Source organism: Pseudomonas sp. RG1, assembly GCF_025910115.1.
In the GTDB taxonomy this organism is placed as follows: Bacteria; Pseudomonadota; Gammaproteobacteria; order Pseudomonadales; family Pseudomonadaceae; genus Aquipseudomonas; species Aquipseudomonas atacamensis.
In genome coordinates, this window is record NZ_JAPCIK010000041.1 from 65,629 (window position 1) to 79,672 (window position 14,044).

The 14,044-nt window shown below is 61.5% G+C and carries 11 protein-coding genes; 2 read left to right on the forward strand and 9 right to left on the reverse strand.

Annotated elements, in window-relative coordinates:
- Positions 1 to 620: 620 nt before the first annotated feature.
- The 4 genes from OK411_RS20855 to OK411_RS20870 all read right to left on the reverse strand — a co-directional run bounded on the left by OK411_RS20855 (position 621) and on the right by OK411_RS20870 (position 4,310).
- Positions 621 to 1,661 (reverse strand): AI-2E family transporter, encoded by a 1,041-nt coding sequence (locus OK411_RS20855; RefSeq protein WP_024013952.1) that lies wholly within the window; start codon positions 1,659 to 1,661, stop codon positions 621 to 623.
- Positions 1,662 to 1,730: 69 nt separating this feature from the next.
- Positions 1,731 to 2,537: a DUF4892 domain-containing protein gene (locus OK411_RS20860; protein ID WP_258606546.1), complete on the reverse strand. Its 807-nt coding sequence runs from the start codon at positions 2,535 to 2,537 to the stop codon at positions 1,731 to 1,733.
- A 115-nt stretch (positions 2,538 to 2,652) separates the two neighbouring features.
- Positions 2,653 to 3,507 (reverse strand): alpha/beta hydrolase, encoded by an 855-nt coding sequence (locus OK411_RS20865; protein ID WP_264365624.1) that lies wholly within the window; start codon positions 3,505 to 3,507, stop codon positions 2,653 to 2,655.
- On the reverse strand, positions 3,504 to 4,310 hold the full coding sequence (locus tag OK411_RS20870) for an alpha/beta fold hydrolase (RefSeq protein ID WP_122691444.1): 807 nt from the start codon (positions 4,308 to 4,310) through the stop codon (positions 3,504 to 3,506). The genes OK411_RS20865 and OK411_RS20870 overlap by 4 nt, the downstream gene beginning before the upstream one ends.
- A gap of 216 nt (positions 4,311 to 4,526) precedes the next feature.
- Between OK411_RS20870 and OK411_RS20875 the strand changes: the two genes are divergently transcribed.
- Positions 4,527 to 7,505, forward strand: coding sequence for an RHS repeat domain-containing protein (locus tag OK411_RS20875; RefSeq protein ID WP_136492915.1), 2,979 nt, complete (start codon positions 4,527 to 4,529; stop codon positions 7,503 to 7,505).
- A gap of 31 nt (positions 7,506 to 7,536) precedes the next feature.
- Here OK411_RS20875 and OK411_RS20880 read toward each other — a convergent pair whose 3' ends face one another.
- The 5 genes from OK411_RS20880 to OK411_RS20900 form a co-directional block, all read right to left on the reverse strand.
- Complete coding sequence (locus OK411_RS20880) at positions 7,537 to 7,980, reverse strand: hotdog fold thioesterase (protein WP_016773655.1); 444 nt, start codon at positions 7,978 to 7,980, stop codon at positions 7,537 to 7,539.
- A gap of 31 nt (positions 7,981 to 8,011) precedes the next feature.
- Entirely contained in the window at positions 8,012 to 9,667 is a 1,656-nt protein-coding gene (locus OK411_RS20885; protein ID WP_264365625.1) for an AMP-binding protein, read from the reverse strand.
- A gap of 203 nt (positions 9,668 to 9,870) precedes the next feature.
- A complete protein-coding gene (gene sixA, locus OK411_RS20890) occupies positions 9,871 to 10,323 on the reverse strand; it encodes a phosphohistidine phosphatase SixA (RefSeq protein WP_264365626.1) in 453 nt (150 codons plus the stop codon).
- Positions 10,320 to 10,667 carry a DUF4389 domain-containing protein gene (locus OK411_RS20895; RefSeq protein WP_024013957.1) on the reverse strand — a complete coding sequence of 116 codons (348 nt, stop codon included), beginning with the start codon at positions 10,665 to 10,667 and terminating at the stop codon, positions 10,320 to 10,322. Before OK411_RS20895 ends, sixA begins: the two co-directional genes overlap by 4 nt.
- A gap of 30 nt (positions 10,668 to 10,697) precedes the next feature.
- Positions 10,698 to 11,723: an NAD(P)H-dependent glycerol-3-phosphate dehydrogenase gene (locus tag OK411_RS20900; RefSeq protein WP_024013958.1), complete on the reverse strand. Its 1,026-nt coding sequence runs from the start codon at positions 11,721 to 11,723 to the stop codon at positions 10,698 to 10,700.
- Positions 11,724 to 11,920: 197 nt separating this feature from the next.
- On the opposite strand from OK411_RS20900, the gene OK411_RS20905 reads away from it, so the two are divergent.
- Positions 11,921 to 14,044, forward strand: coding sequence for a TonB-dependent receptor plug domain-containing protein (locus OK411_RS20905; RefSeq protein WP_264365627.1), 2,124 nt, complete (start codon positions 11,921 to 11,923; stop codon positions 14,042 to 14,044).

Sequence of the window (14,044 nt, forward strand, 5' to 3'; positions counted from 1 at the left end):
AAGGATCGAGTGGTTTCAGAGAGAGATGGGTTGGCTGCCAGGCCGCCTTCGCGAGCAAGCTCGCTCCCACAATGAAACTGAGTGTATTCGGCAGATATTGGTTGGATGTGGGGGCGCTATCGCTGGCAAGCCAGCTCCCACAGGGATCGAGTGGTTTCAGAGAGAGATGGGTTGGCTGCCAGGCCGCATTCGCGAGCAGGCTCGCTCCCACAAAATCAAAAGCCAAAGCAAAGCAGCGCAGCTGCCCGCGGCGAAGCCGCCCCACTCAACAATGAGCGCAAGCTCGAGTGCTTTTGATCTTGATCCACCGGCGACGTCGGAAGGCTGAGTGGAGGGATTGATCAGGGCGTGGGAGCGCAGCGACCGTCTGGCGCAGCCAGACACAGCGGAAGGAGGTGCAGCGAAGCAAACCGTAGCCGCTGCGCCCGGATCGATCCCGCAGCGAAGGAACCCGAGCCTGCGAGGGCCGAACGCAGGAGCAAGCCTTTTGGGTTACCTTTTTGGCGTTTGAAAAAGGTGACCCGCCGTAAGGGCGGAACCGTAATCAGCAACACCCGCAGAAACGGATATTCACCCAAAACCCCAAGAGCCTGGTCGGCCCAAAGGCCGCCAAGCCCCCCCTAGACCCGAGCCTGACTCTTACTCCAATCCGTCAAAAGACTATAAGCCACCGCCAACAAAGTAGGCCCAATAAACAACCCGATAAACCCAAACGCAATCAACCCGCCAAACACCCCGAGCAACACAATCACCAACGGCAGATTACCGCCACGGCTGATCAGATACGGCTTGAGCACATTGTCCACGCCACTGATGATGAACGTCCCCCAGATCCCGAGAAAGATCGCCATCCCGTACTCACCCTTCCACACCAGCCAAGCCGTGGCCGGCACCCACACCAGCGGTGGCCCCATCGGAATCAGACTCAACATAAACGTGACGATCCCCAGCACCAGCGCCCCAGGGACCCCGGCAATGAAAAAGCCGATCAACGCCAGCACCGCCTGCGCCGCCGCCGTACCAATCACACCGTTGACCACCCGCTGCACCGTGCCCGCCACCAATTCGATGTAATAACCGGCACGATCGCCAATCAAGCGCTGCAACAGACTGTGCACAAACGCCGCCAGTCGTGGCCCGTCACGGTAGAAAAAGAACACGAACACCAGGCTCAGCGTCAGCTCGAGAATCCCGCCGCCGATCTGCGCACTGCGCGCCAGCAGCCAGTTACCGACCTGGCCCAGATATGGCTTGATCGAGACCATCAACGCCGCGCCCTGCTGATCGATGCTGTCCCACATTGCCACCAGACGCTCACCAACCAAAGGCACGCTGCCAAGCCAGGTGGGCGCTTCCGGCAAGCCGTCGACCTGCACATCCTTGATCAATGCCGTGGCATCGCGCACATGATCGGCAAGATTGAAGCCCAGCCACACCAGCGGCGCCGCCACCAGCAACATCCAGCCCAGTGTCAGGATCAACGCGGCCAGCGATTCGCGGCCATTGAGCGCACGGGTCAGCAAACGCATCAGCGGCCAACTGGCGAACGCCAGCACCGCGCCCCAGAACAGCGCCGACCAGAACGGCGCCATCACCCACAGGCTGGCACCGAATAACACCAGCAGCAGAATCTGCACCAGCAGGCGATCGTTATTGAGCATGGAAAGTCCCGGCAAAGTCAGTCAGCGAAAGAGTAGGCGAACACCGCGTGCGTGCTCGCCCGGCACAGCTTATCGCAACAGGTCGATGCGCAGGCCAGAGCCTTCGAGATTGCCGGTTTCCATCCGGGCCGCCCGCACACCCTGAGTGATCAACGCCTGCCGCCAGGCTTCGGCCTTGGGCCCGGAAACCGTGACCCGCAAGGTCGTGTCGAGATTCAGGCCACGGGAAATCAGGCGCAACCAGGTGGCATCCGGCTCCTCGACCAGTTTCGGGAAATCCAGCTCACCAGTGCTTTTCAACTGGCGCAGCAGGGTCGCCGAGGTCGGCAACAACTCGCCCAACGGCGCAGTCGCCTCGAACTGTTCGACATGCAGATAGGCTTTGCGATTGCCGCGAGTGATGCTGTAGAGCGCCACAAGCGTGTTGTCCTTTGGCGCCGCCAGCCTGAGCAACAGATAAGCCTGTTGCTCGTCAGAGCCATACAGCTTGGCGTTGCCGAACACCTCGTTGGCCCACAGGCTGCTTTCGCCGCAATCGCGGGCCTGGCACCAGAACAGCAATTCGGCGTCCTGCTGTTGCAGGGCTTCGCGGGCGGCGGTGAAGGCTTCGGTGGCGGAATGTTCCGGCGGCAACTCGTAGGTTACCGAGGTGGTCTGGCCACGGGCGGTGACCTGACCGTCGAAGCGCAACTGGCCGCTGATCTTGCGGATCGAACCCAGCGGGTAGATGCGCTCCAGCTCGGCCGCCGGGCGATAGTCGACGATCTGTGCGTCGGCCAGACGCGGCACGATTTGCAGATCCTGGCTGCCCGGCACATCGGCAGCGAAGGACAAGGAGCTGAAGCAGCACAGCGCGAAAAGACTGAGTGGCCGCATAGTCAGGCTCACCGGACGGTCATAGCTGGGCGGGTCGGGGTCGCAGCAGTATAGAAATCCATCAAGTTTGTCTCCTGTTTCAACCCGCCCAGCCTCGGCAGTTGCCGGTAGCAAGTCAAGGCATGGCGAAGAAGCGATTGAAACAGTCTGCTACAAGAGCTGCGCCAGACTCGTCATTCAGGTGCAGATGATGCCCGCCCGGCAACTGTTCGTGACTGAAGGGTAGACGCTGCAGCAACTCAGGATGCCTGGCCAGCATGCCATCCGCCGCGACTACCAGATGCGCCGGGCAACTGACGCGCGAGGCAAACGCCATTGCCTGTTCTTCCGTCAGGCGCAGCGGCGATGGCAGGGTCAGGCGATTGTCGGTGCGCCAGGTGTAACCGCCGGGGACCGGCATCAAACCGCGCTGGGCCAACAGTTCGGCGGCCTCGCGACTGACTGCCACCAGGCCCTTCATCCGCGCCTCGATGGCACGCTCGAGGGTGGTATAGACCGGTTTGCGCTTTTCGCGCAGATCAAGTTGCGCCTGCAGGGCCATGCCCATGCGCTCGGCGGCGTTTTCGCCTTTGTCTGTCGGAGGAATCACGCCATCGATGAGCGCCAGATGGCTGATGCGTTCAGGCAGCGAACCGGCCAGCACCATCGAGACAATCGCGCCCATTGAATGTCCGAGCAGGCCGAAACGCTTCCAGCCCAGCTGCTCGGCGACTTGCAGCACATCATGGGCGTAGTCCCACAGGGCATAACCGGCGCCGCTTGGTCGATGAGCGGAATGACCGTGGCCGGCCATGTCCAGCGCGACGATACGCAAACCGTGGAGCTTCGGCGCCAGCCGGGCGAAGCTGTTGGCGTTGTCGAGCCAGCCGTGCAACGCGATCACCGGCAGGCCGTCCTCGGGGCCGAACATATGCGCGGCCAATTCGATGTGCGGCAGGTTCAGGCGCACTTCTTCGCAGGTCGCGCTCATGCGCAATCCTTGTTCTGCCGCTGTTCCCAGCGCATGAACAGGCTCTTTAGCAGCCGTGCCGTATCTTGCGGGCGCTCCAGCGGGAACATGTGCCCGCCGGGCATGCTCAACGCCTCGCCCTGGGGCAGGCGCGAGACGAAACGTGTGTGATGGCGCATGACCACGCGGCTCTTGTGCCCGCGCACGATGGCCAGCGGCACCTGCAACTGGCGGGTGCGCCCCGGACTGGTGTGCGGCACGCCGCGATAAATGCTGATTTCCGTGGCCGGGTCGAAACGCAGACGCAGCTTGTCGTCGACCTGATGCAAACCGTGTTGCAGGTAGGCATCGAAGCATTCCGGATCGAAGCCGCGAAACAGGGTTTTGCCGGAAAAGTAATTGCGTGCACTGTCGAGATCGGCGAATTCTTCACGGCGTCCGAGGGTGCGCCCGGCCGGGGTCAGCCGGTCGATGAAACCAAAGCGCTTGGCCGCGCGAATCACCCACTGATCGGTGCGGGTCAGCACCGGCGAGTCGAGCATCACCACGCCGCGATACAGCTCGGGACAGCGCAACGCCGCGTGCAAGTGCAGCAGACCGCCAAAGGAGTGGCCGACGCCCCATACCGGCTGTTCCTGCTGCTCCAGGTGATGGATCAGTTCATCGACCAGGTTGTACCAGTTGTCGTCCGCCGGAAAACGCGGGTCATGGGCGTGCTGCTCCAGATGCACGACCCGATACTCCGGCGCCAGCGCCGCGAACAACTTGCCATAGGTCCCCGAAGGGAAGCCGTTGGCGTGGGCGAAAAAGATCGGTTGCGACATGCGGGCAAATCCATGAGCGGGAATCGTGGCGTTGATTGTCCGCAAGAGCCGCGTCGACAGCAATGACCGTAACGGCCACGAATAGTGGCGATGACGTTTTATCCATACAGACGTTGAACCGGTCGTCGCAATCTACGCTCACCTGTAATTTCTGACAGTTGACCGCTGGCCGCTCTTGTCCGATAAACGAATCAGGTCCAACACTCGGGATGCGTCATGCACACTCATACGCCGACACTCGCCGTGATGGATTCACGAGGACTGAACGTTGCCACGGTGTCCTATTGTCGTGAAACGGCCGGTGGGCCGATCGACCCGCGCATTTATCGCCAGCGCTACAACGTTGCAGGTCAATTGACCGAAGCCTGCGATCCACGCCTGGGTGCGCTGCATCAGCGCGAACCCGACGCCCGCCCCAACCTGACCGTGATTTCCAGCCTCACAGGGGTATCCCTCTCCAGCGACAGCGTCGATGGCGCGCTTCGCCTGACATTGCCGGGCGCAGCAGGACAACGCCTCATCGCCTGGGACGGGCTGATGACGCAGACGTTGACCGACTATGATTTGCTGCTGCGCCCGGTCAGTATCGTCGAACACGTACAGGGCATGAGCGCCAGAAACAGTGGCTTTTTCAGTTACGGCGGCAGCTCGTCATCGTGCGCAGCGCACAACCAATGCGGCCGAATTGTTCGCCATGACGATAGTGCCGGCAGCGAATTTTTTCCTGAATATTCCCTCACGGGTGAACAGCTCAGGTGTGTACGGCATTTCCTCAGCGACCTCGACGAGCCAGACTGGCCGCAAGCCGTGGCAGAGAGAGACCTGCTGCATGAATGCGAGAGCGGTGCCGCAACCCATATCGGCTACAACGCGTTGAACGAAACGATCAGCCAGCAAGACGTTATGGGCAATCAGAAACAGCTCCATCTGGATGTCGGCGGGCAACTGAACCAGATCAGTCTCAAAGTCGCGCAGGATTCGCAGCCCAGACTGTTATTGCACGATATCCAGTACAACGCGGGCAATCAGGTTTTGCGTCAGGCAGCCGCTAACGGCGTTATCAGCCAGAATCTCTACGATCCACAGAGCGGCCGACTCCTGAAGATCATTGCCGAAAAGGACGGGCGCCCCGCCCTGCAACATCTGGTCTATTGCTACGATCCGGTCGGCAACATCCTCAGTGTCGAGGACATGGCGCAGCCCACGCGGTTTTTTCGCAACCAGACCATCAATCCTGTTTCCTCGTTTATCTATGACAGCCTCTACCAATTGATTGGTGCCACGGGTTGGCAACGAAGCAGCACGGTCAATGGGCCCCAGGAGCCGGTCTTCAGCTCTCCACCAGATTCGGCGCAGCTCGAAAACTACCGCCAGGCCTACACCTATGATGCAGCCGGCAACCTCATCGCCCTGGTTCACAGCGCCGCAAGCAAGAGCTGGACGCAGCGCACGGCGATTTCCAGATACAGCAATCGTGGCCTGGAACAGACTGTCAGCGGCACGTTGCCCGACGAGCTGGAGATTTCCGCCGGGTTCGATAGCAACGGCAACCGGAAAATGCTCCAGCCCGGCCAGCCTTTGCGCTGGAGTGCTGGCGGACGATTGCTTCAGGTCGATCAGGTCATGCGCAAGGACGCTACAAACGACTGCGAACGCTATGTGTATGACGGTGCGGGCCAGCGCCAGCGCAAAATACGCCTCATCCAATCGCCAGCACTCGCGCAATCGCATGAAACGCGCTACCTGCCAGGGCTGGAAGTACGCCATCGGGCCGATGAAACCTTGCACGTCATTTCCGTACAGGCCGGACGTTGTGCTGTTGAAATCCTGCACTGGGACAAGAAAGACAAGGTTGCCGATCAATATCGCTACCAGTTCAGCAACCATCTTGGCTCGAACATGCTGGTCCTCGACGATCAGGGCAACACCATCTGCGAGGAGAACTATTTCCCCTATGGCGGCACCTCGTGGTGGGCAGGCCCGGATCAGGTACAGGCCCGCTACAAGACCCGTCGCTACGCAGGCCAGGAGCTCGATGCCACCGGCCTTTACTACTATGGCCAACGCTTCTATGCGCCTTGGTTGATGCGCTGGATCAGCCCGGATCCGGTGGGTATCACCGATGGTATGAATCAGTACTTGATGGTGCGCGGCAATCCCGTCAGGTTTGTCGACCGCCAGGGACTGACTGGATGGGACACCACCAAGGCAGCGGGCGCGACAGCCACGCGCGAGTTTGTTAGCGCAGCTTTTGCCGCCGCCGCGCAAGCGGCCTTCGTCGGTGTCCTGCCTCCGGCCAACGTTGCGGTGGGCATTGGAGGTGCGTTGGCGGGCGCCGTAACGGGTGGCATAAGTGGCTATGCCGGTGCCAACTGGGCGCAAAGTTCCATGCACATCAGTTCCCCGGCCGATTGGGGACCTCTGGCTGCAAAAATCGGTGGTGCCGTAATAGGTGCAGCCTTGGGCGCCGCGCCTTCACTGCTCGGCATGCTCGATCCACGCGGCAATCCCGCAGCGGCGGGCCAGATCGGCAGCGCCTTCGGTACGCTGTTTCGTGAGATATCGGCGCAGTATCTCGCCAATGCCGGTCCGAGCAACCCGGCTGTGGGCCGTGTCGATCCGCTCACGGGAGCGGCCAGCGTGGTTGGGGCAGGATTGGCAGCAGGCGCCACCGGATTCGGTGGCTCAGTGCTGTTTGGCAACGACGCAACCGGTAATGTGTTGCAGTCGGTTCTTTCCGTCTCGGCAGTCACGGCTGCCAGTGCTGCCGCTGCCTCAGCGGTAAGAGGGGCGCGGGGAACACCAGCCAGGCCTTCGAGCGACAGTGAACCGAGCTTCAATCAGGAGAACGCGGTGGTCGGCTACAGCAGCCGTCATTTCTTTTTATCTCTGGGGCAGATCGCCAATCTGGCCGTGTCACAGATCCCTGGCTACGACGCGCTGGACGTACATACCCGAACGGCGGTTAGCCGTGCGGTCGTGAGCGCAGTCGGGGACATACGCTCGACCTTCGTCACGATCGCCAAGCCCGGCCTGAGCGCAGAGCTGGGCACAACCTTCTGGGACCTTGAAAAAAACGAGGTCGGCGCCGGCATCGTTCGCGAAAGCCCACCGACCGATGTCGACCAATACTACGTCGTTAGCGAGACCAGTCCGGGCCAGCGACGATACTCCCGAGCACAACTCAACTTTTAAGTGAGGTGATGCCACCGTCCGACCGCTACCATCAGCGCAGCGGCGGCTGCTCCCCCAGCGGCACCACCGCCATGGTCAGGCGCGACACGCAACTGGCCTTGCCTTCGTCGCTGGTCAAACGGATGTCCCAGACATGCGTGGTGCGGCCGATATGAATCGGCGTGGCCACCGCCGTCACCCGCCCACTGCGCAAGCCGCGCAAATGGTTGGCGTTGATCTCCAGGCCGACGCAATAGAACTTGCTGGCATCGATGCACAGATAACTGGCCATCGAACCCACGGTTTCCGCCAGCACCACCGATGCGCCGCCATGCAGCAGACCGTAAGGCTGGTGGGTGCGATGGTCGATGACCATGCTCGCGGTCAGCGACTGTTCGTCGAAGGCTTCGAAGCGAATATCCAGCACTTCGCCGATGGTGTTCTTCTGGATTGCGTTCAACTGTTCGATGTCGGGAGTAGTACGCCACAAGCTCATCGCAGACTTCCTTTGTTGTTGTAGTCGATGCTCAATCCTGCCACAGCACCGCCTCGCTGCGCGCGCTCCATTCTTCGAAGCGTGCGCCGTAGCGGTCTTCGATGACGTTGCGTTTGATTTTCAGGGTCGGCGTGAGGAAGCCGTTATCCACCGCCCAGTAGTCCTTCACCACCACCAGCCGGTGCAGGCGTTCGTGCTTGTCGAGGGCGGCGTTGACCTCTTCCAGCAGCTTTTCCAGGCTCGCGTGCAGACTGGCACGAGGCTCTTGCTGATTGACGGTGGACAGCACGCACAACCCCAGCGGTGCACTAAGGCCATCGCCGACCACGCACACTTGTTCGATGCGTGAATGCACCGCCAGGCGGTTTTCGATCGGCGCCGGCGCGACGTATTTGCCCTTGCTGGTCTTGAAGATTTCCTTGAGCCGGCCGGTCAGGCGCAGACGCCCTTCGCTGTCCTGCTCGCCCTTGTCGCCGGTGCGCAGAAAGCCGTCTGCGGTGAGCGTCTCGGCAGTTTTCTGCGGTTCCTTGAAATAGCCGAGCATGTTGGCCTGGCTGCGCACCTGCACTTCCCCGGACTCATCGATGCGCACCTCGACTTCCGGGCACGGCTGGCCAATCCAGCCCTGCTTGTATCGCCCCGGCAGGCAGATATGCGAATAACCGCAGCCCTCGGTCATGCCGTACACCTCCAGCACATCGAGGCCAAGTTTCTGATACCAGGCGAGCAAGGTCTGCGGCACCGGCGCGGCACCGGACAACGCTACGCGCAAGGCATCCAGGCCGAGCCCGGCGAGCACTTTGTGCCCGACCCGCTTGCCGATGAAGGGCAACCCGAGGAGGAAGTCCAGACGCTGCGCTGGGATCTTGCTGTACACACCCATCTGGAATTTGGTCCAGATACGCGGCACGCCGAACATTGCCGTAGGCCGCGCGCGCTGCAGATCGGTGATGAAAGTCTCGAGGCTTTCGGCGAAGAACACGGTCTGCCCGGTATAGATCGAAGCCAACTCGACAAACATGCGCTCGGCAACGTGGCACAGCGGCAGATACGACAGCAGCCGATCGTTCTCGTTGAGCCCGAACAGCTGCGTGCCGCGACTGGTGGCGAAACCGAGATTGGCGAAACTGTGCATCACGCCTTTGGGCAGGCCTGTGGTGCCGGAGGTGTAGATGATAGTCGCCAATTGCTCGGCGGCGGGACGTGGATCGTCCTGGATTGGCGAACAGCTCTGCAGGTCCGCCCAGCTGTAATCGAACTCGCCTGGCGGATGCAGTGGCAGGCTGATGGTCGGCAGGCCCGCCGGCACGCCCTGCGACATGCCCGCCCAGTCATCCAGTTTGCCGATGAACGCCAGCGCACTTTCCGAGTGAGTCAGCACTTGCGCAACGGATTCAGCGGTGAGATTGGGGTACAGCGGCACCGACACATGTCCGGCCATCCAGATCGCCAGGTCGGCGATGATCCAGTGCGCGCAATTTTTTGAGATCAGGGCGATATGGCTGCCGGGCGGCAACTCCCGCGCGCGTAGCCAGTGCGCGGCGCAGCGGGCCTGATGGCCGACATCGGCCCACGTCAGCGTCTCGACCTGACCGCCGCCGATGGGCTGCACCAGAAAGCGCTGGCGCGGGTGCCGGGCTTCCCGTTCGTAGAACACGTCCAGCGGCAAACGGAAGGCGGCAGACATGCGACTCGCTCCTGTTTTTTTGGTCTGGAGCAAGCGTAGTCAACCAAGCAAGTGCTTGGTTGGAATTTTCAAACAAATAATTTCACGGATTGGCAGAAATCAATGTGGGAGCGAGCCTGCTCGCGAATGCAGTATGTCAGCCCCAAAAAGGGTGAATGACACGCCGCCTTCGCGAGCAGGCTCGCTCCCACAGGGATATGGCGTTAAGGGTGCTTGAGACTGTTGAGCTTCATCGAGCCAATCAGCAGCTCGCTGTGCTCAAGCTCCGCCAGCCCCGCTGTACTGACCTTCTCCGACGGATGCCCGGCGCCGTGTTGCAGATAGCTGAGCAGATTGCCCACCAACGGGTTGTGGCTGACCAGCAGCACATTGCTCACCGACACCAATTGCTCGGCCACCTTGTCCGGATCGCTCTCCGGCGTCAGCCACTCGACCGTACGGATCTCCGGCTCGAACCCCAGCGCCTCGCGCACGATTTGCGCGGTCTGCTGCGCGCGCAGATAAGGGCTGGCATAGATCGCCGTCAGCGGCTGCCCGATCAGATGCCCCGCGCTGCGCAGGACTTCTTTATGACCATGCTCGGTCAGCTCGCGCTCGGAATCGATTTTCGAGCCGTGAGGCACCGCCTCACCATGACGCAATACCCACAGTTTCATAGCTTGGGCTCCTCATCGCGCACCGGATGCGCGGCCGGGGCGACGGTGTGCGGCGCTTCCCCTTCCGGGGTGCGCGGCGCTGGCCAGTCGGCGAACGGCCAGGGCTTCTGGTCACTGTGGAACGTGCCGAAGCGGCCGATCTGCGCGAGGAACTGGCTGAGGCTGTCGCCGAAATTCATCAGGCTGGCGCTCGGTGCGCCGTAGATCAGGCGGTAGATCAGTTGCACCAAGACCACCGCGCCGAGGATGAACTGCGCGACTTGCCAGACCAGCAGATAAACGATCATCCACAACACCCGCAGGAGGATGGATTCGTACTGGGTTTCGCTTTTCGAATCGTTCATGGGTTGCTTCCTGTCCGTGTAACAGCTGAATCAGTTGAAACCGCTGGTGGAAATAAAGTCGACGTCGGTTTTCGGCTCGGCACGCATCAGTAGACCGATCACCTGCTCCAGCGTGCGTCCCTCGAACAGGATCGCGTGCAGCCCGGCGACCAGCGGCATGTACACGCCGACTTCCTGGGACTTGGCCTTGAGCACTTTGAGGGTGTTGACCCCTTCGGCGACCTCGCCAAGACGCGACACCGCTTCGTCGAGGCTCAAGCCCTGACCGAGGGCGAAGCCCACCTGGTAGTTGCGGCTTTTGGGCGATGAACAGGTGACGATCAGATCGCCAACCCCGGCCAGACCAAGGAAGGTCATCGGGTTGGCGCCCTGATTCACCGCAAAGCGGGTCATCTCGGCCAAGGCGCGAGTGATCAGCATGCTCTTGGTGTTCTCGCCCATTTCCAATGCCACCGCCATGCCGGCGATGATCGCGTAAACGTTTTTCAACGCCCCGCCCAGCTCGACACCGAAACGGTCGGCGCTGGCGTAGACGCGGAAGGTGCGCCCGTGCAGGGCGGCTTGCACCGCTTTGCACAGTTCTTCGTCTTCACTGGCGACCACCGTGGCGGTCAGTGCGTGCTCGGCGATTTCCCGCGCCAGGTTCGGACCGGACAACACGCCGATGCGCGCCTGCGGGGCGATCTCTTCGAGAATCTGGCTCATCAGCTTGAAGGTCTGCGCTTCGATGCCTTTGGTCAGGCTGACCAGCATCTTGCCGCTCAAACGCTCGGCATGGGCAGCGAGTACCGTGCGCAAGGCGCTGGACGGCAGCGCGACGAAGCACAGATCGCAGGCGTCGAGGGTGGCTTGCAGGTCGGTGACGGCAGTCACGCCCGGGAGAATCTTGATGCCTTTGAGATAACGCGGGTTTTCGCGATTGACCCGGATGGCCTCGGCCTGCTCGGGGTCACGCATCCACTGAAGGACTTGATGGCCGTTCTCGGCCAGCAGATTGGCCACGGCGGTACCAAAACTTCCGCCTCCCAGGACCGCAATCGGGCGCTGTTCAGTCATATGCAATCCGTTAATCCATACCAGTGGCGATGCCGGGCATTATACGGGGCGACCCGGTGGCGGCCAGCCCCAGCAACAATTACCGACATTTGTAGGAAGAAGACCAATAAAACCTAGGAAAATGCCTGCAACGTCACTGGAAAAGTCGCCGCCCTCGGTTAACATGCGCGCCAATTCTTCTCTCTGCAGGCTGTGTCGTGTTTTCTGGCCCTCCTCCCCCGCGCTCGCCGCTGCTCCTGGCGCTGCTGTTCAGCCCGCTGGTGCTGGCGGACGATCTGTTCGTCGACAGCCAGACGCTGCCGCAGGTGCTTACCGCCACGCGGCTGAAGCAGACCCCGGCCGAAGTACCGGGGAGCATGACCGTTCTCGACAGCGAACTGATCAGCGCCAGCGGTGCCCGCGACATCAGCGAGCTACTGCGACTGGTGCCGGGGATGATGGTTGGCAGCATCAACGGCAATCAGCCGGCGGTGAATTACCACGGCACCAACGCCAGCGAAGCACGGCGCATGCAAGTGTTGATCGATGGCCGCTCGGTGTACCGCGCCGGCTTGGCGACGGTGGACTGGAGCGATATCCCGGTAGCGATGGAAGACATCGACCGGATCGAGGTATTTCGCGGCCCGAACACGGTCAGCTACGGCGCCAACGCGCTGATGGCGGTGATCAACATCATCACCCGCCACCCGGCCGATAGCCATGGCACGCGTTTGAAGATCACACACGGCCAGCGTGGCATCAACGACTTTTATGCCAGTCAGGGCACCGGTTGGGACGGCGGTGATCTGCGCCTGTCGCTGTCCGGCCAGGAAGACGACGGTTTCGACAGCGACCGCAACGGCGCCGATTATCGCGACAGTCGACGCTTGAATCGTCTGAGCCTGGCGGTCAGCCACGACCTCAATGAAGGGCAAAGACTCGACTGGCAGCTCAACGCCAAGGACGGTAGCAATCAGCGACCTTATACCTATCGCCCGGTGTTCTCGGGGATTACCGACGCCGGGAACAATTCCGACGTGGTGGCCAAGGATTACGCCGGTTCGGTGCGCTGGAACCTCGATATCAACCCCGAACACAGCCTTTATGTGCAAGGTTCGGCGCAGCACTGGGATCGCCAGCAAGTCTGGCGCGCCTGCGATGCCGAGGTGTCGTTCAGCCCCGAGCTGGCGCAGTTGTGGCAGCTCAACCCGAATTACACCGAACGGCTGGCGCGCAACATCAACCAGTTCACCGGCCCCGGCGCGGCACCCGGCACGCCGCAGGAAATGGCGCTGGCCAATCAAGTGCTCGAGCAATGGCGCAACGGTGCCAGCCAGACCTTGTGCGGCGATATCGACCAGAGCGCCCGCGAATCGCGCTACGACCTCGAGCTGCAGGACACCCTCAGCCTGTCCGACAGCCTGCGACTGGTCAGCGGCCTGAATTACCGCTACGACCGCGCCGATTCCGAAACCTACTTCAACGGCACCCTCGACGACACCACCTGGCGCGCCTTCGGCCAACTGGAATGGCGCGCTACCGAGCACTGGCTGGTGCAGGGCGGTGCGATGTTCGAAGACACACAACTGATCGGCAGTTCGCTGACCCCGCGCTTCGCGGTCAACTACCTGATCAACCCGCGTCATGGCCTGCGCGCGGTGTACTCGGAGGCGATCCGTTCGCCGGACATGTTCGAGAACAACGTCAACTGGAGCTATCAGGTCAGCAACCTGCGACCCTCGGCCTACGGCCAGTCGTCGGCGCGCTATTTCGTCAAGACCCGTGGCCCCGGTGATCTCGATCAGGAACACATGCGCTCGCGGGAATTGGGCTACAACGGCTACTTCGCCGAACTGGGGCTGGCCGTGGACGTGAAGCTGTTCTACGACGAAATCACCGGGATGATCAGCGAGCCGCTGCGCAACAACCAGTACATCGCCAGCAACGCTAACAGCTCGCGCTTTCGTGGCACCGAAACGCAACTCGACTGGCGCCTCAGCAGCGCCGACCGCTTGCGTTTGACCTACGCCTTCGTCGACGCCGAGGCGAGCAATCCGCTGGACCAACAGTTCACCTCGCGCAACAGTGGTTCCGCCGGTTGGCTGCGCAACTGGGGCCATGGCTGGAACAGCGCCCTCTTTTATTACGGTGACAACGCGCTCAACGGCTATCGCTTCGAACGCGTCGACACGCGCATCGCCAAACGCATCGCCATTGGCCAAGCTCAGCTGCAATTGGCCGGCGTGCTGCAACAGCGCCTCGACCATCAGCCGAATACTTTCGTCGACAATAATTACGATGAACGCCGGGTGATGTATTTCAGTGCCGAGCTGGAGTTCTAG